This is a genomic window from Sulfitobacter indolifex (genome assembly GCF_022788655.1).
Lineage (GTDB): Bacteria > Pseudomonadota > Alphaproteobacteria > Rhodobacterales > Rhodobacteraceae > Sulfitobacter > Sulfitobacter indolifex.
The window spans coordinates 178,998-199,268 of record NZ_CP084952.1 but is presented as its reverse complement, the minus strand read 5'-3'; the positions used below and the strand labels follow the sequence as shown (position 1 = coordinate 199,268).

Below are 20,271 nucleotides of genomic sequence, written 5' to 3'. Positions count from 1 at the left end.
TAACCGTATTGCATTGCAATACGGTCGTGTTGATATATACGTTAGAGTTAAATTTCTCACCCGTCAATTGTCGCCGGGGAGATTGCGAAATAAGGAGATGTCCGTGAACACAGATGCTACTAATGAGGTCGATAGTCGCCTTTTTTTGCGCTCGGTTGCGCGTGCGTTTAAGGTGCTTGAAGTCTTCGGCGACCAACCCCGCCCGTTGTCCCTGCGCGAGTTGGCACAGGCCGCCGGCATAGACAAAAGCGCGACGCAACGGGTGGCGCAGACTCTTCTGGCGCTTGGCTATCTTGAGCACGCGCCCAACAATGCCGGGTTGTTGCCGGGCAAGGCTGTGCTGGACCGGTCTTTCGATTACCTGCGCACAAACTCTCTGATCGAGCGTGCCGCGCCGGTGCTGTCCCAACTGCGCGCAACCGCGCGTGAACGAGTGGATCTCAGCTTGTTCGACAATGAAACCATCATCTACGCCATGCGGCTGCAAAGTAAGCGCGAGACATTCTATGCGACGCTGGCCGGGCGGCGTATTCCAACCTTCTGCACCTCGGGCGGGCGCGCCTGCCTGGCCCGCTTGAATGAGGACCGCGCCCGCACGTTGATTGAGAGGTCCGATCGTATACCACTGACCGCACGCACAATTACCGATCCCATCGCGATCATGGAGAAGGTCCGTGAGGCCCGCACCGACGGCTATGCCTGCGCGCTCGAGGAAACGTTGATCGGAGAGATCGTCCTTTCGGCATCGATCGTGGATCATCGGGGACACCCGCTGGGAGCGATCCATATCGCCGGCTCTCTTGCCGAGTGGGGTGAGCAGGAATTCCGCCGCCGGTTCGCGCCGCACGCAATTGCTGCAGCCAAGGCGCTCTGAGGCATCACGGCGCGTCTCCCGGCAAGAGGCGCAGCACAATTTCGGTAGCCGCGTCCACTGCCCCCCGACTATAAAGTAGGGGGTGATAGTTGCCCCGCTGCCAGTCATCCGCGAGATCCGCAAAATGCGGATTTCCGGGCATTCCGGACTGCCCCGGCAGGTTGATAAATACCGAATTGTCCCATGCGCCCACATCCATCACAATCCGTACCGAGGGGCCGGTGATGGTGGTAAAATCGCCGATCCGGTAGTTGGCATAGGCCGGTGTCGAACCGCTGCCGCCGATCTCGAACGGGCCGACCGACCATTCGGCCGGCGCATTCACTGCCTCAAGCGCGTGGGGAAGCGGCAGGCGGTGAATCGCACCCCAGTGCCAGCTCGCAACATCGGCGCCAAATCGCGTTTTTGAGTCGGCCCAAGCGGCGGTCAAACTGTCGCGCAAGATCGCGTCACGGGTCTCCTCCGCATCCTTGGCAAACCAATGTTCGGGTCGCTCGACCAAATCGAGAACCGACTGGATTGAGCCGGGCCAGAGCAGCTCGATCGAGACGCCGGGCCCGATCAGTGCCGTGAAGAGCGCAGGCTTGAGATGCCTCGTTACCCAGTATTCAAAAAAAAGTGCCTGAGACGAGTCAGCCGTGACTCGTGCATCCCACACCGCCAGATGTGCCGCCGCATCTGCCGCATCGCCGTCCATGACGAGCCCAGCCAACACCCTCTGCATCCGCACCGCCGCCGCGCTGTGCAGATCGGTCTGAAGCGCGCAAGAGTCGGCGATGTCATGCTCAGTCTGATCGTCCAAGACAGCGTGGATCCGATCGGCCCGGCTGCGGTCCACCCATTCGTAGCCCACCGCCGCTGCGGCCGCATCCCAGCCATCTGGCAAGTTCATTTCGTTGGCGGTAGCAACGAATCCGCGTGCCGGGTTCAGCACATGCGGCAGCTCGTCGAGCGACAGTTTGCCCTGCCATTCGTAGCGTCCGTCGCCCGGCACCGGTAGCAGCCCGTTCCAACCCTCGCGCCGGGGCGTGGTGCCCACGGTTTGCCATCCGATATCGCCGGTCACGTCGGCATAGACATGATTAATCGATGGCGTGCCCCACCCTTTCAGCGCGACGCGGTAGCTGTCCCAGCTCTTCGCGCGCATCACCGACAAGCTCGCCATGTAGGGCGCGGCGCCGGGATCGCTCCAGACCGTGCGGATGGCAAACAAGCGCTCGGGCGTCTCGTGCACCACAGGGCCGTGCCGGGTAAAGCGCAGCCGCTTTGTCTGATCTGGGTAGCCGCGCACGGCGAAACGCTCGGAGACCTCCTGCACCTCTTCTTTGCCATCTCCGTAGGCATAGCGATTGGCTGCCTCTGGGTCGCGGCGATAGACCAGCATGTCCTCCTGATCGGCGCCAAAAATGGTTAAAGAGAACGCGCTGTGCCCGTTATGACCCAGCGAGATACCCGGCACGGAGGGCTCGCCGGCACCGATCACATCAAGCCCCGGCGCACTGAGATGCACGATATATCGCAATGAAGGCAGCGCGTGGGTCCGATGCGGGTCGGTACCCATCACCGGACGTCCGGTGGCGGTGCGTGCACCGGAGACCGCCCAGTTGTTCGAGCCCTGGCTTTCGGCCTCGGCCACGACCTCGCCCAGTGTGTTCAGCGTGCGCCAGCGCGGTGCCTCGTCCAGCGTTGCATTCAGCCGGTCATGGCTGAAAGTGACGGACGCAGTAGCCAACTTGAAATCTTCAATTGTCTCTAGCGGGATCGCTTCGGGCGGCACTTCAGGGTCGAACACCGCTTCGACCGGCGGCACAAGCTCAGCGCGCATTCGGTCGGCCTCGGGGCCAGCCTCCGCCAATGTGCGGGCGCGCAACACCTCGTTCAATGCGTTGCGGGTCAGGCAATGACTACGGATGCGCACCACGTCCTCGGGACTCCAGGGCATTGGCTGCGTGCCCATCAGCGCGAATTCCGGCGGCATCGGCATCCGCCCGGCTTGAGCCGCGACAATATAGGCATTCACGCCGGTGGCGAATGCTGTGCAAATGGCCTCAGCATCCGGCGCGTAGGCGGCCCATTCTGGCGCCATATCTCCGCGATAGAGAAACAGCCGCGCGGCGCGGTCCTGCTCAAGGTAGCCCGGTCCGAAATCGGCCGCCAACAGGCCCAGCCCGCGCTTGCGCCAAAGGTCGATCTGCCAGAGGCGATCTCGGGCCGCGTTAAAGCCTTGGACAAAAAATAGATCCGGCTCGGATTCGGCCCGGATATGCGGCACGCCCCATCGATCCACCGCGATGCTGGCCTCGGCGGTAAGTCCCGGCACGTGTAGAATCGACGGTTCGGGGGCGGCAGATCGATTTTGCATCGCATTCTCCACTGACTGGACCTTCACGCTGCAAAGAAATTAATAGAATTTCAACCCAGAAAAATTGCTCAGCGATACGGTCGTGGTGTTAAATTTTATCTGACTAAAGGGGAGCCCGTAACGGAGCGGGGTCATTGATGCTTGCCCAAGCGCGCCCGCGCATAGCGCCGGCCACAAAGCTGTGGCAGGTTGCGCAGATGGAAGAACTTCACCGCACAATCCGGCTGCTCTATACCGGGCAAAGCCAGCGCGCCCGACGGTTTCGCTATGGGCTGATCATTTTTGATGCGCTGACCATCCTTTATTTCATTGCGACAGCCGCCCTACCCGCAACGCCGACGATGACCGCCGTGAACACAGCGCTCGGCCTGCTCATTGCGTTGGACCTTGCGGCCCGGCTCTGGATTTCGAACAACCTGCGCCGGGAACTAACACGCATCTATACGCTTGCGGATTTGGTCGTGACGCTGTCTTTGCTGCTCGCCCCCTTTATTCCTGGGAACTTTGCCTTCCTCCGCGTCTTGAGGGGGCTGCGGCTGATCCACGCTTATCATCTGCTCCGCGATTTGCGGCGCGACAGTCTGTTCTTTCGGCGCCATGAGGATGCCATCCTCGCAGCCGTCAATTTGTTCGTCTTCATCTTCGTGACCACGTCATTGGTCTTTGTGCTGGCCTTTGAGGGAGAGACAGGTGTCGCGGGATATGTGGACGCGCTCTATTTTACGGTGGCGACGCTGACGACGACTGGCTTTGGTGACATCACCATGACAACGACCAGCGGCAAGCTCTTATCGGTATTTATCATGGTCGTGGGGGTCGCGCTTTTTGTGCAATTGGCGCGCGCCATCTTCCAGCCTTCCAAGATCAAATACAAATGTCCTGAATGTGGCCTGAACCGGCATGAGACAGACGCAATTCACTGCAAACATTGCGGCGAACCCTTGAAGATCGAGACTGAGGGAGAGACCGCAACATGACCGCGCCCGCACGGCTCTACAGATTGGGATCTTGGCACATATCTTCGCTACGGGTGGTCCGTCCACGCTGTTGAGCTGGTCGCTTAAACCATCGGGCCGTCAAAAAGAGCGTAAAACAAAAACAGGGAATGGATCTCCCATTCCCTGTTCTGATGGCCCTTGGGTGGCACGAGGTAAAATCCCACCCAAGGGGTCCGTTCGTCCTTAAAACCCCATCACAAGCGAAACGCCAATGGTGTTGTCGGTCGATTTCAAACCGGCTGTGGGATCTGTGTTATAGTCTGTGCGGTAGCTTAGACGGGTCGACAGGTTGTTGGACACCTTGAAATTGACGCCCGCGTCGTTCGACACAATCGTATTGGTGTCGGACCCAAGAACATCAGTGTCGTTGGTGAAAGAGACCGTATCGGTGAGCGCATAGAAGTAACGCGAAGATACGATGAAGCCGACTTCGGTGTCAGATACGCCAGCCGCATCTTTGTAGTAACGCGCGCCGGGGCCTGCCTGGACACGCCATGTGTGGTTCGGCTCGCTCAGGACACGGTAGCCTGGACCGAAGCCCAAGAACGCATCGGTTTCCGAGCCGGGCAAGATCGCACCGGAATTATCTGTCAGCAGGCCGTCATATTGGAAGCGACCAATGCCGAACATGTAGAACTCTGGCGTGAAGTAGCGGCTGGCCTCATAGGTACCAAAGAACTTCTCTTCGTTCTTCGTGCCGTTTGCTTCGCCGTATTCGACTGCGAAGCCAATAAGGTGGTTCCAGTCGCCAATCCCGTAGGTCAGGCGGCCTGCACCAGCCAGCTCACCATTGTCGGTGTTGCCAGAAGTGCCAGAGGCCGTCAGGGCAAAAGAGCCGCGCCAGCCTTGTGCCACACCATTCGAGCCAAAGCGGTCTGCGTCTTCACCACGACGTTGGTCGCGCTCTACCTCTGTGGTGATGTCGTCGATTTGATCATTGAGTTCGGTTACCCCTGTTAGGGTGCTTTGGGCTGAAGCCGGGGCAGCGACGATCAGCGCCAGTGTCGAAACGGTGGCAAATTTGGCGAACATGTTCATGGGTCAATCCTTCCCCAAAAGAAGTGATCCGAACCGTGGCTGGTCCGAAAGCATCTCTGCTGGATAAGATTTAATGCTTCGTAGATCGCGAGGATAATTCGAATGAATTATAGATAAAGCGACTATTACTCATCTTTGGCTTCGCCCTCCGAGGCCGCCTCGTAGTCCGCCATGACCCCCAAATCGCCCACGAGAGTTTCTTGAGATTTTTCAGCCTTCTGTACAACGGTCTTTAACGTCTTGTGCGCCAGCACGGCCAGGTCCTCATCCAAATCTTCACGCCAGACCACCCAAGACGGGTAAGCGAACCGTGGCGCATCTGCCACAATATAGAGTTTTCCATCGTCCAGATGCCGCCTTACCGACCGGGCGGGCAGGAATGCAACTGACCGCCGGTTGACCACATATTCCATCGTGAGGGCCCCCAAGGCCATGGAGCGGCCTGAATCCGTCAAATGCGGGAGTGCGAGTGCAAGCGCGTGGGTGAATTCAGGCCCCCAGTTCACGGAGACATACCCCGACAGCTTTTCCAAGCTTGCGTCCGGATAGGAGGCCACAAGGATCAGTTCATCGTCTAAGGCGGGCTCTACGATCAACCCCGGTCGCAGTTGCGGTGTGTAAAGCAATGCGGCCTGCACGACGCCCTCGACTAGAAACCGCGTTATGCGGTCCGGCATGCCCATTTCCGCATGTACGCTTAATTGCGGCATCTCGACCTGTAGGGCATCGAGCCAGCGAAACCCCAAACCCGGCCAGAGCGAATATTGTGCGCCGATGCTAAGCGCACGCTCATAGCCATGAGGAACTGAATTTTTTGCCGGGCTTCTTCCCAGACCTTCAAAAGGCTGAGGGCGTAGGGCTCAAACTGCTGGCCTTCGGCGGTGAGCACAGCTCCGGCCTTCGAGCGGGTGAAGAGTTGATGCCCCAGGCTGCCTTCTAGGCGCTGAATGCGCAGGCTGATCGCGGATTGCGTGACAAAAAGCCTGTCGCGCGCAGCGACAAACGATCCGGTATTCGCAACTTCGATAAACGTTTTAATCAGGGTGATGTCCATCGTTCAACCACCTCCATTGGGCACCTTCATTCTCCTTCTTATGTACTATTGAAAGACCTCGGAAGCGTTACCGAATTAGGCCTTTAAGGGCTGATGGTCTTTTACACGTGTCCAAAATCTTCCCGTAGGGGCTCTGGTTCTTCCTCAAGCCCGGCATGCCGAGCATAGGTATGACCCGACTGAACTGCCCCTGCGATGAGGCTTGGAGCGTAACAGTCACCAATTCGCCTTACCGAGCGAATACCAGCGTCGTCCCATTGCTCTTTGGCTGCAAGAAGGTCTTCCCAGAGAGCATCGTTGGGGCGCCGGGTTGTGACAGTGACCACTGTGCTGCAGGCAATCTCTTGAGTGTCTCCCGTGTAAACACAACTGAGTGTCAGCGTCTCCGGGGACATGTCGGCAAGGCTGTGCAGGGGGATGATGCGCACTTGCTTTTCGATCAGGCGACGCTGGATGCGGTCCTGCTCCAAAGTGGTTTCCGACCAGGGCGATACGACGGGCGCCGGTGTGACGAACACAACATCGCGCCCTGCGGTCGCCAAGAGTTCAGCTAGAACGCTTGCCATGTAAAAACGGTCATCATCAAAGACGACAACGGGACCCTTATCTGTGACGGCCGATGCGCCTTTGGCCATGATGTCATCTGGCGTCAACACGCGGTCCGGATCCAGAAACCCAAGTGGGCGACGATGCACGCGACCCACCCCATCTGCCCGCCATGTTGACCCTGTGGCAAGGGCGACATGAGGCATGCCGAACTCAAGAATATCAGATGCTTGAAGCGGGCTGTTAAGGTACATTTCGACATTCGGCGCTTGGTTTAGCTGCCAGAGCCGCCAATCTCGAACACGAGCCCATGTTGCAAGACCAGGCAAGGCACTTTCTAAAGTGACACGCCCTCCCCACGCGGTCCCTGCCTCGGACAGAGTGACCTCTGCGCCCCGTTGAACCAAGGCGCGCGCCGCCTCCAGCCCGGCGGGACCCCCGCCGACGATTAGGTAGGGGTCAGGGTGCGAAAGAGACGGGATAAATTCGGGATGCCAGCCGCGCCGCCATTCCTCACCGAGGGTTGGGTTTTGGGTGCACCGCATCGGCACGCTGGTGTTGTCGCCCATCACGCAAATGTTGCACCCAATGCACTCCCGGATTGCCTCGATCTCCCCAGCCTCGATCTTGCTCGGCAGGAATGGATCAGCAATGGAAGGGCGCGCGGCGCCAATCAGGTCCAGATGACCGCTTTTGATCACCCGCGCCATGGTGTCGGGCGATGTATAGCGACCCACGCCCACGACAGGCTTTGTGGTGACCGATTTCACAAAGCCTGTGTAATGCTCCTGAAACCCTTCGTCGGAGAACCGTGCGGTCTGGCTGTCGTTTGACCACCCAGACAGGTTCACATCCCAAATATCAGGCTCTTCGGCCAAAGCCTCGATAATGTCATGCGCCTCCCCATCGTGCTGCAAGCCGTCGCGGCCCATCAGTTCATCAACCGCCAAGCGCACGGCGACGGCGCAAGTCTGACCCACAGCTTCTTTCGTGTCCTCAATCACTTCTCGGAACAACCGCAGACGGTTTGCAAATGAGCCGCCATATTCATCTGTACGGTGGTTGTGGCGCGCCAGCAGAAAATGTTGCAGCAAGGTCATATCGTGGCCCGCATAGGCGTAGATGATATCAAACCCCGCCTCTTTTGCCCGCAGCGCGGCGTCCACATGCCATTTGCGAAAGGCTGCGATGTCGGTCTTGTCCATGGCCCGGGCCTGGACCGGGTCATCACTTGCGACGGCGGCTGCAGATGGCGCAAGGGGGGCAATTCGGCTGTAGCGGTTTGCTGTGTGAAGTCCATTATGAACCAGCTGGATCGCTGCCAGGCTGCCATGTGCGTGAACTGCATCTGTCACGAGGCGCAGGGCTGGAATGTCCTGCGCCCCCCAAATCCGCGCTTCATTTGCAGGGGTTAGGTCTGAGCTTGCATGTATTTCAGCCTCTTGCGTGGACACCACACCCCATCCGCCTTCCGCTTTCACCCCGCGCAGACGCGCCTCTGCTTTTGGGTATCGATGCCCCATACCCGTGCAATGGGGCACTTGGTAAAACCGGTTGCGGGTAGTGACAGGACCAATCTTGAGAGGCTTAAAAAGAATATCGTAACGCGGATCACGCATAGTGGGTCCTTGAATTGGGCCAGGTGAAGTGGATTCAGCTTGAGCCTATTGGAACAGGTGGAAAGCCGAAAGCGGACAAAAACGATGATCGTGGCCTCGGAGAGAACCATGACCCCGGACGGATATATCGCAATCCCGCTCAACAGAGCCGCAAACAGAGAACCGTTTTTGAACGACTATCACTGGTCTCGTAATCTAAAGCTCAAACAAACGCGGCAGATCTCGCGACCCTTCTATCACCCGCACGATCTGCACTTCCTCATCTACCTTGATGAAGAATATCAGGTAACGCCCATGCCGCGCGTGACGCAGCCCTTTGTGCAGATCGTCGCGCTTCTGGAAGCTGCCGGGGCGCTCGCCTACCTCAACAATCTTCGCCTCGATCTCGGCCACGAAAGATGCGGCGCGAGGGCGATTGTCGAGCGCGATGAAGTCGCCAATGTCCATGAGGTCTGCCCGTGCAGCGGGCAGGATAACGACGTTTGCCACGATCAGGACTTGTCGGCGTAACGCGCACGCAGCTCAGCAAACACCTGGTCGGCCGGAATACCCGGTCCGCTGTCCAGCCCAGCTTTGATCGCGTTCCGTAAGACCTCAAGATCGCGCAGCTCGGCATTGCGGCTGCGTGTCCAATCGCGCAACGCCTCGCGTACAACTTCACTGGTTGAGGCATACTCGCCACTAGCTACGGTCTGGCGCAGTGCCTCTGCCATATCTGTTGGCATTGTAATTGTCATTCGTTCAGCTGAAGGCACGGCATGTCCTTTCGAGATACGTCATACATAAGCATACTTTTGATGCGCGCAATGTCGAGTCCGATCATGATCACTTGGTTCGTCACGGATTCTATTTTGGTCGCGAGGCCATCTGCGCGCATGTTCCAAAAAGGAGCGGTTGCCATGGAATTCGTAAACGACATTGTAGACGATCTGCCACCGAAACATTGAAGCCTTTCCTAGTAACTGGGCCTGCGTATACTAGGCGTGACCTTCAGTAAAAAAGCGTTTATAGCAAAACGACCATATTTGGCTGTGAAAGATATTTACCCAATGAGTGCCAGTAACCCGCTCCAGCAGGCCTACCAGAAGTTTCGTGCCATTTTCGGGGCGACGATCCTGTTCAGCTTCTTTGTGAATTTGCTGATGTTCGTAGGTCCTCTTTATATGCTCCAGATCTATGATCGGGTGCTTTCCAGCCGAAACGAGATGACGCTCGCGGTGATCACGATAGTCGCAGTGGCCCTTCTCATCACCTATGGCACGCTAGAGTTTGTCCGCTCGCGTATGCTGGTACGGGCAGGTTTGCAGTTTGACAGCATCCTCTCACGGCCCCTGTTTGACCGCGTGGCACGGATGCAGCTGGTCAATCCTAACGGTGGCGCGCGCACCGCTCTGGGAGATGCAGATAAAGTCCGCAGCTTTATTACCGGACAAGGTGTGTTGGCCTTTTTTGATGTGCCCTGGACCCCGATCTTTCTTGCGCTCTGCTTTGCTTTCCATCCCTGGTTGGGATGGGTGGCCACGGGCGGTACGGTCGTCATCTTCACCTTGGCGCTTCTCAACGAATATTTGACCCGCAATGCGCTGCAGTCGGCCAACAACGAGGGCCAGCAAGCGTCCGAATTTGCCGGGGCCACGATGCAGAATGCGGAAGTCATTCGTGCAATGGGGATGCAAGACGCTTTGGCGCAACGTTGGCAGGTCAAGCGTAATGGCATGCTCGTCTCGCAAGCAACCGCCAGTGACTGGGCCGGTGCTGTCATGTCGAGCTCAAAATTCGTCAGAATGGCCCTTCAGGTCGCGATCCTCGGCACGGGTGCCTATCTCGCCATGAAAGGGGAGATCTCCGCAGGCGTCATGATCGCGGCCTCGATCGTGATGGGCCGTGCTCTGGCTCCAGTTGAGCAGGCCGTCGGACAGTGGAAAGAATTTGTTGCAGCACGCCAATCTAATGCACGCCTGAAAAAGCTCTTTGAAGCTGTTGCAGAAGAGCCTACGCGTCTTCAACAGCCCCAGCCTAAAGGGCATCTCAGCGCCGAAGGTGTCACGACTGTTGTCCCTGGCACCCGCGATACGATCCTCCGGGGCGTCAGTTTTGATCTGCCAGCCGGAAAGACATTGGCTCTTATTGGCCCCAGTGGGTCGGGAAAGTCTACGCTTGCGCGTCACCTAGTTGGTGTGGGCGACCCGATCAATGGCGCGATCCGCCTCGATCAGGTGGAGCTTTCCCATTGGGACCGTAATCAGCTTGGCAAAACCATCGGCTATCTGCCGCAGGACGTAAAACTGTTCGCGGGCACCGTCGCCGAGAACATTTCCCGCTTTATGGACGATGCCACCGACGACGACATTATCGCAGCCGCCAAGCTTGCCGGGGCCCACGAAATGATTTCCGGGCTGAACGACGGCTATGCCACCCAAATTGGAAGCGGCGGCGGCCGTTTGTCTGGCGGTCAACGGCAGCGGGTTGGATTGGCCCGGGCGCTTTTCGGCAACCCCTCTCTGGTGGTGCTTGATGAGCCCAATGCGAACCTGGACAGTGAAGGCGAAGAAGCCTTGGCACGTTGCCTCACCCAATTGAAGAGTGACGGTAAGACGATTGTCCTAGTGACCCATAAGGCGAATATTCTGAGTGCCACCGACTTCACCTTGATCCTGAGAGAAGGAACGGTTCAGCGGTTTGTGGCCACAAAGGAGCTGTTGCAACCTCAACAACAAAAGCCGCAGCAGCAGCCCCAGACGTTGTCGCTGTCCACGGCCAAGCTGTAAACTTTGGCAGGATCTGACCGAGGCCCACATGTGGCGCTGGTCCGATCCTTGTCAAAATGACAAAACAGCTCTCATTCATAAAACCACCAGAGATTTAGGATTCAATCGTGGCAACAGCACAATCAGCCCTGATTGCGGGCCAACTGAAAAAGATGGCAAACCCGCGAAAGTACTCCTTCGCAGGGTATGTTATCTTGTTCATTACCTTCGGCATCCTGGGCACCTGGGCTTATTTTGCGATCATCGCCAGCGCTGTTGTGGCGCCTGGGGTGGTGTCGCTGGAAAGCGACCGCAAAGTTGTTCAGCACCTTGAGGGCGGTATCGTTCAAGATATCTTGGTGCGCGAGGCTGCTTTCGTGGAGCAAGGCGACCCCCTGCTCGTGCTCGACAACATCCAGATCAACTCGGAAATAAGGGTGCTCGAGCAGCGCCGTGCCGCCTCGGAAGCCTTGATTGCCCGGTTGGTCGCAGAGCAGGCCTTTGATGAAGAGATTGAGTTTTCCCCTGACCTGCTCAACGCTGAAGACCCCTACGTGAAAAGTGCGGTGCAAGCCCAACGCAACATCTTTGAAGATCGCCGATCAATCTTTTTGTCGCAAACTGAAATCCTCGAGTTCCGTGCAGAGCAGTTGAACAGTCAAGCGGAAGGCTACGAAGTCCAGCTCGCCGCCGTGGAAAGACGTCATACCCTGCGCAACGAACTCTTTGAGCGGATGCGCACGGGCGAAGAGCGCGGCGTGATCGAAAGCAACCGCCTCTCTGAAATGCAAGATGAGGTGATCCAGATCGAGGCCAGCATTGGGACAGCCATGTCCGATATCGCCCAAGTAAAAGCTGCAGCTGGAGAGGCGCAGCTCAATATTCTTAAGCTCAAGCAAGAATATAGCGAACGCGCCAACAGCGAGCTTAAAACCGCGCGCTCTGAGCTTTCCGAGATCAATGAAAAGTTAACTGTAGCCGCCGATCAGATGCGGCGCACAACCATTCTGGCCCCCACGACTGGCAAGGTGCAAAGCCTCGCCGTCACCACCCGCGGCTCCGTGATCCGTTCTGGCGAAATCCTGATGGAGATCGTCCCCAGCGATGAGACGCTTCTTATTGATGCGAAGATCGCGCCCGTGGATGTGGATAACGTACGCCCCGGGCTTGAAACCGAAGTGCGGTTTTCGGCCTTCAAAGCCCGCCTGTCAAAGGTGGTGTTGGGCGAGGTTCTATCGATCTCAACAGATGTGGTGACCACCCAGGACCCCAATGAGGCGCCCTATTACCTCGCACGCATCAAAGTACCGGACGAAAATCTCACGGATGAGATCCGTGAGGGTTTGACCGCAGGCATGCCGGCAGATGTGGTGATCCTGACAGGTGAGAGGACCGTATTGCAGTACATGCTAGACCCTCTGTCCGAAGCAATTTTCAAAAGTTTGCGCGAAGAGTAGACACCTATATAGACTGTAGGCATGGTGAAAAATCCGAAGATCCGATGGGAGATAATGTGAGCAAGGTCAAGCGTTTTGGCGACTACATAGCTGCGTTTTTCAAGCTCGGGCGCACAGAGCGCTTGGCCAAAGAAGCGCACCGCAACATGCGAGCCACCGAGGAGCGCTTCAATGCTTTGGAAACCCGCGAGCGCCAGCTGAGAAATGGAATCAAACAAATGGTTCAGGGCGAGACCCAGGTTCTAATGGCCCGCAATGCAGAGCTCGCGCGCAATTTTGTCGGACTCTCCCGGCGCTTGGATCAGGTTTTGCTCGCATCCCAAGGGACGCAAACACAGCCCCCACCGCCGGACCCGGCCGCCAAGGACGCGGGGGGGCTCGGGGCCGTCATGGACAGTTTCTATCACCGGCTGGAAAACAAATACCGCGGCACCACATCCGACATCCGAAACAGGTTGCGCGTCTATCTGCCCGATGTTGAGAGCGCGGTTATCCGCACCGGCGGCAAACCTGTTATGGACATCGGCTGCGGCCGCGGGGAATGGCTTGGCCTGCTAAATGATGTAGGCATCACCGCCATTGGCATTGATACCAACCCTGTGCAAATTGAAGACGTGCAGAGCGAAGGACTGGATGCGCGTTACGGGGACGCCCGCAGCGCGCTCACCGAGGCCAAAGACGATTCTTTAGCCTGTATTACCGCGCACCATCTGATCGAGCATCTGCCTTTTGAAGAGGTTCTCTGGATTACCCGGGAAGCCATGCGCGTGCTGGCCCCAGGCGGGGTACTCTTGTTCGAAACCCCCAATACACGCAACGTTCTGGTAGGATCGACCTCCTTTCACAACGATCCCACGCACCTGCGTCCTATGACCGATCCGGTGCTGAATGTCCTGTTTGAAACGATCGGGTTTCAGCCCATCGAAACGCGCCATCTGCACCCTCATGAGAGGCTTGCTGAGTTTATGGCAAAGCCAGGGTTTGACCCCGACCTAGCCAATCTGATGTTTGGCGCCCAGGATCTGGCCATCTTGGGGCACAAACCCCTTCGGGAGACTTAAGATGCGGGTTGGTGTTGTTCGGACCCAAGTCCCCTTCGTCACCGGCGGTGCAGAGCGCCATGCCGCTGGCTTGGTGAGCGCCCTGCGGCACTATGGTCATGAGGCTTGCGAAATCGCCCTGCCCTTCAAGTGGTACCCCGTTGAGACCTTGACCGATAGCATCCTATCAGCACGGCTGGTGGACCTGTCAGAATCTGAAGGGGTGCCCATCGACATGATGATCGGGCTTAAATTCCCTGCCTATCTCGCGCGGCATCCAAATCCGGTCTTTTGGTTGATCCACCAGCATCGGCAAGCCTACGACATGTGGAATGCTGGCACGTCGGACTTGCTGGACAGCCCCGATGGGATGATGGCACGCGATATGATCCGGGCGGAAGACCGCGCGGCGTTCGCACGCAGCACGCGCCCCATTTATGCGAACTCGAAAAATGTCGCCGGACGGCTGGAGACTTACCTTGGTCTACCCTCTACGCCTTTGTATCACCCCCCACCGCTCGCAGACCGGATGACTCAAGGCGCGTTTGGTGACTATCTCTTCGCGCCGGGACGTCTGAACCCCTCCAAGCGGGTCGATCTGATGCTGCGCGCATTGGCCATGACGCCTGGACCAATGCGCTTGGTCATCGCCGGCGTGCCAGAGAACCCTGCCTATCTGGACGACTTACGCAGCCTGGCTGCGGCTTTGGGGATTTCGGGGCGCGTCGATTGGCTGGGCGGCATCGATAATGACACGATGATCCGCCACTATGCCCAGGCCCGTGGCGTCGTCTTTACGCCGCAAGATGAAGATCTGGGCTATATCACGTTGGAGGCCATGCTCTCGGGCAAGCCGGTGATCACCACCACCGACGCCGGTGGCCCGCTAGAGTTCATTTCTCACGAACAAGAAGGATTGATCACCTCGCCCGATGCGGAGGCGCTCTCAAAGGCTTTCATCACGCTTTATGAAGATGCAGCCTTGGCCGAAACCATGGGCCAGGCCGGGCTCGAGCGCTATCATAGTCTGAACATCTCCTGGGAGCATGTGGTGGAAACACTGACCGGGGAGACGGCCAAACCGGCCCCGGGACCCGCGCAAATCGCGGCCCTTGAAGCGAAAGCCGCGGCCACCCCGGCCGAAGAAGCAGTGGCCCGTGTACAGGCCGCCGTGGCTCCGCCGCCCGCGCCGGCCTTGCCTTTTGCCTCTATCACCGACGTGTTGGAGGCCTATGCCTTTGACACCATGCCCCAAGAAAATGGTGAGGGTCCCGCGCCGGTTGAGCCTGGATTGGCAAAATATCTGGGCTCGCATTGGACGCGTTACCTGACCACTTTGCACCATATCGTAGACTGTGCCCCGCGCGATATTCTGGATGTTGGGGTCTTCCCACCTCTGGCCTTTGAGGCCATGGTCGTCAACGCGCTCGAGGACGTCAAAATGAGCGGGGTCTGGGAAGGACCAAATCCCTATGCGCAGTCAGTCAAAAGCCTGAACCCAGCCTACCCTGATTTTGATATCGAGTTGCGCCCCGCCAACATCGAGCGCGATGTCATGCCCTATGGGGACGCAGAGTTCGACATGGTGCTGGGCATGGAGATCTTTGAGCATCTCGCTCTGGACCCGCATTTCTTCCTGTCCCAAGCGGCCCGCGTGCTGCGACCCGGTGGGCATATCATTCTGACCACGCCCAATGTCGGTAGCCACCGCGGTGTGCGAAAAATCCTTGATCGTGAGTCCCCCTACTCTTTTGGTCTTTTTGTCCCCACCGGGGGGGTCTACGGACGGCACAACCGCGAATACACCCCACATGAGGTAGAAGCTCTCGCCCATGGTGCCGGCTTTGAAACCCACTACCTAGGGACATCTGATGTCTACGATGACCACGTGGACCCGGCGACTGCGGCCCTCATGATTGCTCGTGAGGACGACTTGCATCTGCGCGGAGAAACGATCGTCTTTGTCGGGCGGAAAGCAAGGGCACCGAGCGCCCCGCCCGCTGGCCTTTATCATGGTGATCCTGCGCGGCTGTCGGGCAAACTGGTTTTGACCAAGGATGAGGCCGAGACCGGCCTCACGCAGGTCACCGCGCACAATACCTCTTCAGGATGGTGGCCCGCTGCGGGCAACCAAGCGACCGCCCTTTTGGCTGAATGGATCAATGGTGAGGATTATCTCGTTCATACCAATGTCATTCTGCCGCTGAGCGAAGCCGTGGCACCGGGAGCGGAGACCACATTCAGCTTCCGCCGGGATCCCGATATGGCGGGCCCTGGTACGCTGCGGTTGCATCTTTTTCAGACGGGTGTTGGTGCTTTTACTGGCACGGGACGGGCCAACACACTGGAGCTGCCTTGTTCTGAGGCCAGCTTTTTGGCCTTAGTCAAACGAGCCCTTTGATGACCAGCGCAGAGCCTCGCCCCACAATTCACTGGATCAGCCCCCTTCCCCCGGCTGAAACCGATATTGCACATTACACCGCACGCGTCCTGCCAGCGCTCAGCGCTAAGGCGGAAGTTGTTCTGTGGACTGATGCGCAGGAATGGGATCTGTCCTTGGAGCGGTATTGTGTGGTCAAGCAGTTTGACCCGGATACGGTTTTGCCGAGAGACTTTGCCGCAGCCAGCTGCGGAACAGGACCAGAGGTTCTCTTTCTGCACATCGGGAACTCTTGGGTCTTCCATGCGGGTTTTTTGCGCCTCGCGCAACGCATCCCCACCCTTGTGGTCTTACATGATCTCGCGATTCAGGAATTGATGATCGAAGCCGTCGAGCAATACGAATGGGATGCGCCAAGCTACTTGGCTGGGATGGAAAAGTGGTATGGAGCAGAAGGCTGGCGCAAAGGCCAAGCCTGCTTGCAACGAGAAGAAAAAGGGTCTGTCATATCTGCCCAATTGCCGGGCTTCGAGTTGGTGTTGGACAAGGCGCTTGGCGTGCTAACACATACTCAGTTTGCGTCGAATGCGGTGCAAGAACGGTTGCCTCACTTGCCCTGCCAAGTGTTGCCCTTGCCCTTCGAAATAGGCCCCCCGCCCTCGCAGCGCCGGGCTTCAAGCGGCCCGGTGCGGCTTTTGCAATTCGGCTGGATCGGCCCCAACCGGCGGCTTGAGCAAGTTTTGGATGCTTTGGCCCAGATGCCGGAGGATTTTGACTACCGGCTGGACGTGATGGGCAAGATTTGGAACCCGGATGTCATATATGACAAGCTGACCCAGTTAAACCTGGCCGGCCGGGTACATTTGCATGGGTTTGTCCCAGAGCCGGTCTTGGACGATGCGCTGCGCCAGGCCCATCTGGTGTTGAACCTGCGCCATCCCAGCATGGGGGAAGCCTCTGGCAGCCAGCTGCGCATCTGGAATGCGGGGGCGCCATCGGCCGTCACCCGGGAAGGCTGGTATGCGGGATTGCCTGAAGACGTGGTCTCTTTTGTAGATGTGGACGATGAAGCCGCTCAACTGTACGTGCTCTTTTTGAGACTTGCCGCTGATCGCCGCGCGGGGGACGAGATTGGTGCCGCAGGCCGGGCCTATTTCGAGGCGCATCATGCCCCTGCTTCCTATGCGCAAGGCATCGTCTCTTTGGCTAAAGAGACCGCTCTGAATGCCGGCCGGGACCTGGCCTTGCGGTTGAGGTCTGAGCAGCAAACAGCACATGACTTGCATCCAAGTTTGCAAAAGCGTCTTGAGGCGCTTTCCGCGCCTGTCAGAACGGACCTTTAGACGTGTTCTGCATCGCCAAACAGCATCCCATAGGCTTCTGGCTCATAATACCTCAGCAGAATTCTCATAAAGGCTTTGGGTTCTTGCTCAAGGGCTTTTGCCCAATCGCGGTACCGCGCGCTTGGAATTTTGCCGCGGCCGGTCTCAAGTTGCGAGATAAAGGTGTAGTAATCTAAGTCAAGAACGTCTGCGAGTTGGCGCTGCGATAAGCCCTGCGTTTCGCGCAGTGCCCTCAGCCAGCTTCCCAACTCTGCACGGGCGTTTTTATCGCGCGAGACGGCGGGGGTGATTTTGTCGTGTGCCATACGAAGCTTCCGGTTCGCGGCGAAGCCCCACTTATATAGGGGGCCCAGCCAGGTTTGCTGCAGCTGAAGTAAGAGCTGCCGGTGTTATTTTTGGGCGGTTCTATGCCTATCTGTATCCATAACATCATATGAAAGAAGTTGGTATACTTTTTACTGGACATATAGCTTGCTCGATGACCGGTAATTTGCTAGTTCGCTCTTAGCGATCATTCCGCGATCTGGCGACAATGCCTTATTTGGAAGATTTTTGCCGCGCGGTCGCTCGTGAAAAGAAAATCGTGAATCTTCACAACGCAGGAATTACAAACATGGCAACTTCTACGCAAATCAATGCGATTACAGCCCTTTATGTAGGGTACTTTGACCGCGCTCCTGATCCAGCAGGTCTTCAGTTCTGGATTGACCAAATCGACAACGGTCGTGAGTTCAACACAATTGCAGCTGACTTCGCAGCTTCCGCTGAAGCCGTGGCGCTGTACCCCTACTTGACCACGCCAGCCGTTTCTTCGCCTGCCGCGTTCATTACAAACATCTACGCGAACCTGTTCGGCCGCACACCTGACGATGAAGGCCTGGAATTCTGGACTGGCGTTCTGGAAGACGGTAGCGTTTCCGTGGCCGACATGATCGAAGCGATCATCATGGGCGCTCGTGACGATGCAGCCGCCGGTACATTCGACAAATCCGTTCTGGACAACAAAGTCGAAGTTGGTTTGGATTTTGCTCTGGAAACGGGCAACGTTGCTGGCTTTAAATTTGACGCCGCAGCCAAAGCCGCAGCTGTTGCTGCCGTCAACGGCGTGACAGAAGACCAAGCAACTGTAGACGCCGCAAAAGCTGCAACAGATGCATTCGTAGCCGATGGCACCGTCCCAGGCACTGTGGGCCAAACCCTCACGCTCACTGCAGCTGCCGATAACCTTGTCGGTACAGCTGACGTGGATACATTCCAAGCTGTCGTAGGTGCTGGTGCGGCCGACACGCTGACCGTTTTCGATAAGCTCGACGGTGGCGCTGGCGAAGACACTCTGGACATGATCGTTACTGGCGACCTTATCACTCCAGGCGGCGTGTCGATCAAAAACATCGAAACTGTCAATCTTTTCCGTGACGCTACCCTCACTCCGGCTACAGCTGTTAATGCTGCTACCTTTGTTGGCGCTAAGCAAATTTGGCAGATCGACAATGCAAGTGCGATCAATAATCTCGTAGACGGCCAGGCTGCTGGCTTCCGCGATACTGCGTTGAACGGTATGGTCACCTACAAAGCTGGCGCGACAGCTGCGACAGTTGCTCTCGACAACATTGCAACTAATGGTCAACTGGATGTTGTTGGTAAAGACTTGGAAACAGTCACCGTCTCCGGCACTGTGGACAATAGTGTTGCAGCGAAAATCACTGTTAACATTGGCAACCCTGGTTCCGGCGCTGACGCCGTTACTGACGTTGTCTTGGCGCTTGAAAACGATACAGATGTTACCGTGATCGGCAACAACGCACTTTCCACGCTGGAAACTATCGACGCATCCGGCTCGACCGGCGGCATCACAGCCTCCATCTTCAATTCGGGGAATGACGGTTACGCCGCTCTTTCTTCCGTAGTTGGTGGCTCGGGTAATGATGACCTGACACTCGACAATCTGCTTTCCTTTGAAGCAGAGACTGTGGAAATTTCTGGTGGTGCCGGAAATGACCTTATCACCATTACTGACACTACTGGGACTGGTGGTACAGCAACAGCGGTCGCCGTTAATATTACCGGTGGCGCTGGCAACGACACGCTGGCATTTACCAACACTCTTGCTAACATCACCGACGCGTCGGAAGCTAGCTTCATGGACAGCCTGATCACGTTTGCTGACTTCAATGGCGATGAGGATGTTCTTGATCTTAATGGTAGTCTTGCCGTACTTTCAAACACTGATCGGGCGAATATCGCTGCTGAGGACAATCTGTTTGACGCGCTTACAATGGCCGCCGGTAAGACCACCAGCGGTACCACAGTTGCGTTCGACTTCGGTGGCGATGCTTACATCTATTCCGATAACGGTACTGACACGACTCCTGATCTTGTCCAAGCTGGTGACGGCCTCGTTAAGCTGGCTGGCTTCTCTGTCGAGAACTTCGACTCCAGCAACCTGATCTAATCATCTCCTAGGAGACTGATTAAAAAATAAGGGCCCCGCTATCTTATGATGGCGGGGCCTTTTCCCGTCGGATGAAGCCAGGAGCCAACTTGGCAACATTCGTGCTGTAGATGTTGAACTGAAGCGACTTGATCAACAAAAAGCTATCGCTCAAACAGCCCGGAATGCCTATGCGCGGGCTTTGCAAGAAGAGCTGACTAAAGTTGAGCCACAACAATAAATTGGTGACGTAAACTTGGTTGCCCCGTTTGCCTGCCCGCTTTTATAATATCATCCAGTGAAAAGTCGGTATACTTTTCACTGGACATAAAACTTGCCCGGTGATGGATAATTTGCTAGTTCCCTCTTAGCGATCATTCCG

General features: G+C 57.1%; 16 protein-coding genes. 8 read left to right on the top strand and 8 right to left on the bottom strand.

The annotated features are described in order from the left end of the window. Positions 1–97 precede the first annotated feature (97 nt). Positions 98–874 (top strand): IclR family transcriptional regulator, encoded by a 777-nt coding sequence (locus DSM14862_RS16950; RefSeq protein WP_007120958.1) that lies wholly within the window; start codon positions 98–100, stop codon positions 872–874. A 4-nt stretch (positions 875–878) separates the two neighbouring features. On the opposite strand, the gene DSM14862_RS16945 is transcribed toward DSM14862_RS16950, so the two are convergent. Further along, positions 879–3,236 (bottom strand): penicillin acylase family protein, encoded by a 2,358-nt coding sequence (locus DSM14862_RS16945; protein ID WP_243254415.1) that lies wholly within the window; start codon positions 3,234–3,236, stop codon positions 879–881. A gap of 197 nt (positions 3,237–3,433) precedes the next feature. On the opposite strand from DSM14862_RS16945, the gene DSM14862_RS16940 reads away from it, so the two are divergent. Further along, positions 3,434–4,213: an ion channel gene (locus tag DSM14862_RS16940; RefSeq protein WP_040701906.1), complete on the top strand. Its 780-nt coding sequence runs from the start codon at positions 3,434–3,436 to the stop codon at positions 4,211–4,213. A 204-nt stretch (positions 4,214–4,417) separates the two neighbouring features. Here the strand turns inward: DSM14862_RS16940 and DSM14862_RS16935 are convergent, their stop codons facing one another. From DSM14862_RS16935 to DSM14862_RS16910, 6 genes are all read right to left on the bottom strand, one after another. Next, a complete protein-coding gene (locus DSM14862_RS16935) occupies positions 4,418–5,272 on the bottom strand; it encodes a DUF481 domain-containing protein (protein WP_007120955.1) in 855 nt (284 codons plus the stop codon). 125 nt (positions 5,273–5,397) lie between these two features. Further along, a complete protein-coding gene (locus DSM14862_RS16930) occupies positions 5,398–6,018 on the bottom strand; it encodes a LysR substrate-binding domain-containing protein (RefSeq protein ID WP_243254414.1) in 621 nt (206 codons plus the stop codon). Next, the gene (locus DSM14862_RS16925; protein ID WP_007120953.1) at positions 5,970–6,326 is read right to left on the bottom strand and encodes a LysR family transcriptional regulator; all 357 of its coding nucleotides are present in this window, start codon (positions 6,324–6,326) and stop codon (positions 5,970–5,972) included. Before DSM14862_RS16925 ends, DSM14862_RS16930 begins: the two co-directional genes overlap by 49 nt. Before the next feature lie 101 nt (positions 6,327–6,427). After that, the gene (locus tag DSM14862_RS16920; RefSeq protein WP_243254412.1) at positions 6,428–8,491 is read right to left on the bottom strand and encodes an oxidoreductase; all 2,064 of its coding nucleotides are present in this window, start codon (positions 8,489–8,491) and stop codon (positions 6,428–6,430) included. Positions 8,492–8,686: 195 nt separating this feature from the next. Further along, on the bottom strand, positions 8,687–8,980 hold the full coding sequence (locus DSM14862_RS16915; RefSeq protein WP_040701901.1) for a type II toxin-antitoxin system RelE/ParE family toxin: 294 nt from the start codon (positions 8,978–8,980) through the stop codon (positions 8,687–8,689). Positions 8,981–8,982: 2 nt separating this feature from the next. Further along, positions 8,983–9,246 (bottom strand): type II toxin-antitoxin system ParD family antitoxin, encoded by a 264-nt coding sequence (locus DSM14862_RS16910; protein ID WP_040701899.1) that lies wholly within the window; start codon positions 9,244–9,246, stop codon positions 8,983–8,985. Between the two features lie 228 nt (positions 9,247–9,474). Here DSM14862_RS16910 and DSM14862_RS16905 point away from each other — a divergent pair, with 228 nt between their 5' ends. The 5 genes from DSM14862_RS16905 (at position 9,475) to DSM14862_RS16885 (ending at position 17,458) form a co-directional block, all read left to right on the top strand. Beyond that, the gene (locus DSM14862_RS16905) at positions 9,475–11,259 is read left to right on the top strand and encodes a type I secretion system permease/ATPase (RefSeq protein ID WP_243254410.1); all 1,785 of its coding nucleotides are present in this window, start codon (positions 9,475–9,477) and stop codon (positions 11,257–11,259) included. A gap of 107 nt (positions 11,260–11,366) precedes the next feature. Then, complete coding sequence (locus DSM14862_RS16900; protein ID WP_007120946.1) at positions 11,367–12,695, top strand: HlyD family type I secretion periplasmic adaptor subunit; 1,329 nt, start codon at positions 11,367–11,369, stop codon at positions 12,693–12,695. A 56-nt stretch (positions 12,696–12,751) separates the two neighbouring features. Next, a complete protein-coding gene (locus DSM14862_RS16895) occupies positions 12,752–13,756 on the top strand; it encodes a class I SAM-dependent methyltransferase (protein WP_113075756.1) in 1,005 nt (334 codons plus the stop codon). 1 nt (position 13,757) lies between these two features. After that, positions 13,758–16,136 carry a glycosyltransferase gene (locus tag DSM14862_RS16890; protein ID WP_007120944.1) on the top strand — a complete coding sequence of 793 codons (2,379 nt, stop codon included), beginning with the start codon at positions 13,758–13,760 and terminating at the stop codon, positions 16,134–16,136. Then, on the top strand, positions 16,136–17,458 hold the full coding sequence (locus DSM14862_RS16885) for a glycosyltransferase family protein (protein WP_007120943.1): 1,323 nt from the start codon (positions 16,136–16,138) through the stop codon (positions 17,456–17,458). The genes DSM14862_RS16890 and DSM14862_RS16885 overlap by 1 nt, the downstream gene beginning before the upstream one ends. Here the strand turns inward: DSM14862_RS16885 and DSM14862_RS16880 are convergent. Beyond that, the gene (locus tag DSM14862_RS16880; RefSeq protein WP_007120942.1) at positions 17,455–17,763 is read right to left on the bottom strand and encodes a helix-turn-helix domain-containing protein; all 309 of its coding nucleotides are present in this window, start codon (positions 17,761–17,763) and stop codon (positions 17,455–17,457) included. The two genes, DSM14862_RS16885 and DSM14862_RS16880, sit on opposite strands and share 4 nt — an antisense overlap. A 227-nt stretch (positions 17,764–17,990) precedes the next feature. On the opposite strand from DSM14862_RS16880, the gene DSM14862_RS16875 reads away from it, so the two are divergent. Then, on the top strand, positions 17,991–19,910 hold the full coding sequence (locus DSM14862_RS16875; RefSeq protein WP_243254409.1) for a DUF4214 domain-containing protein: 1,920 nt from the start codon (positions 17,991–17,993) through the stop codon (positions 19,908–19,910). The last annotated feature ends 361 nt before the right edge of the window (positions 19,911–20,271 follow it).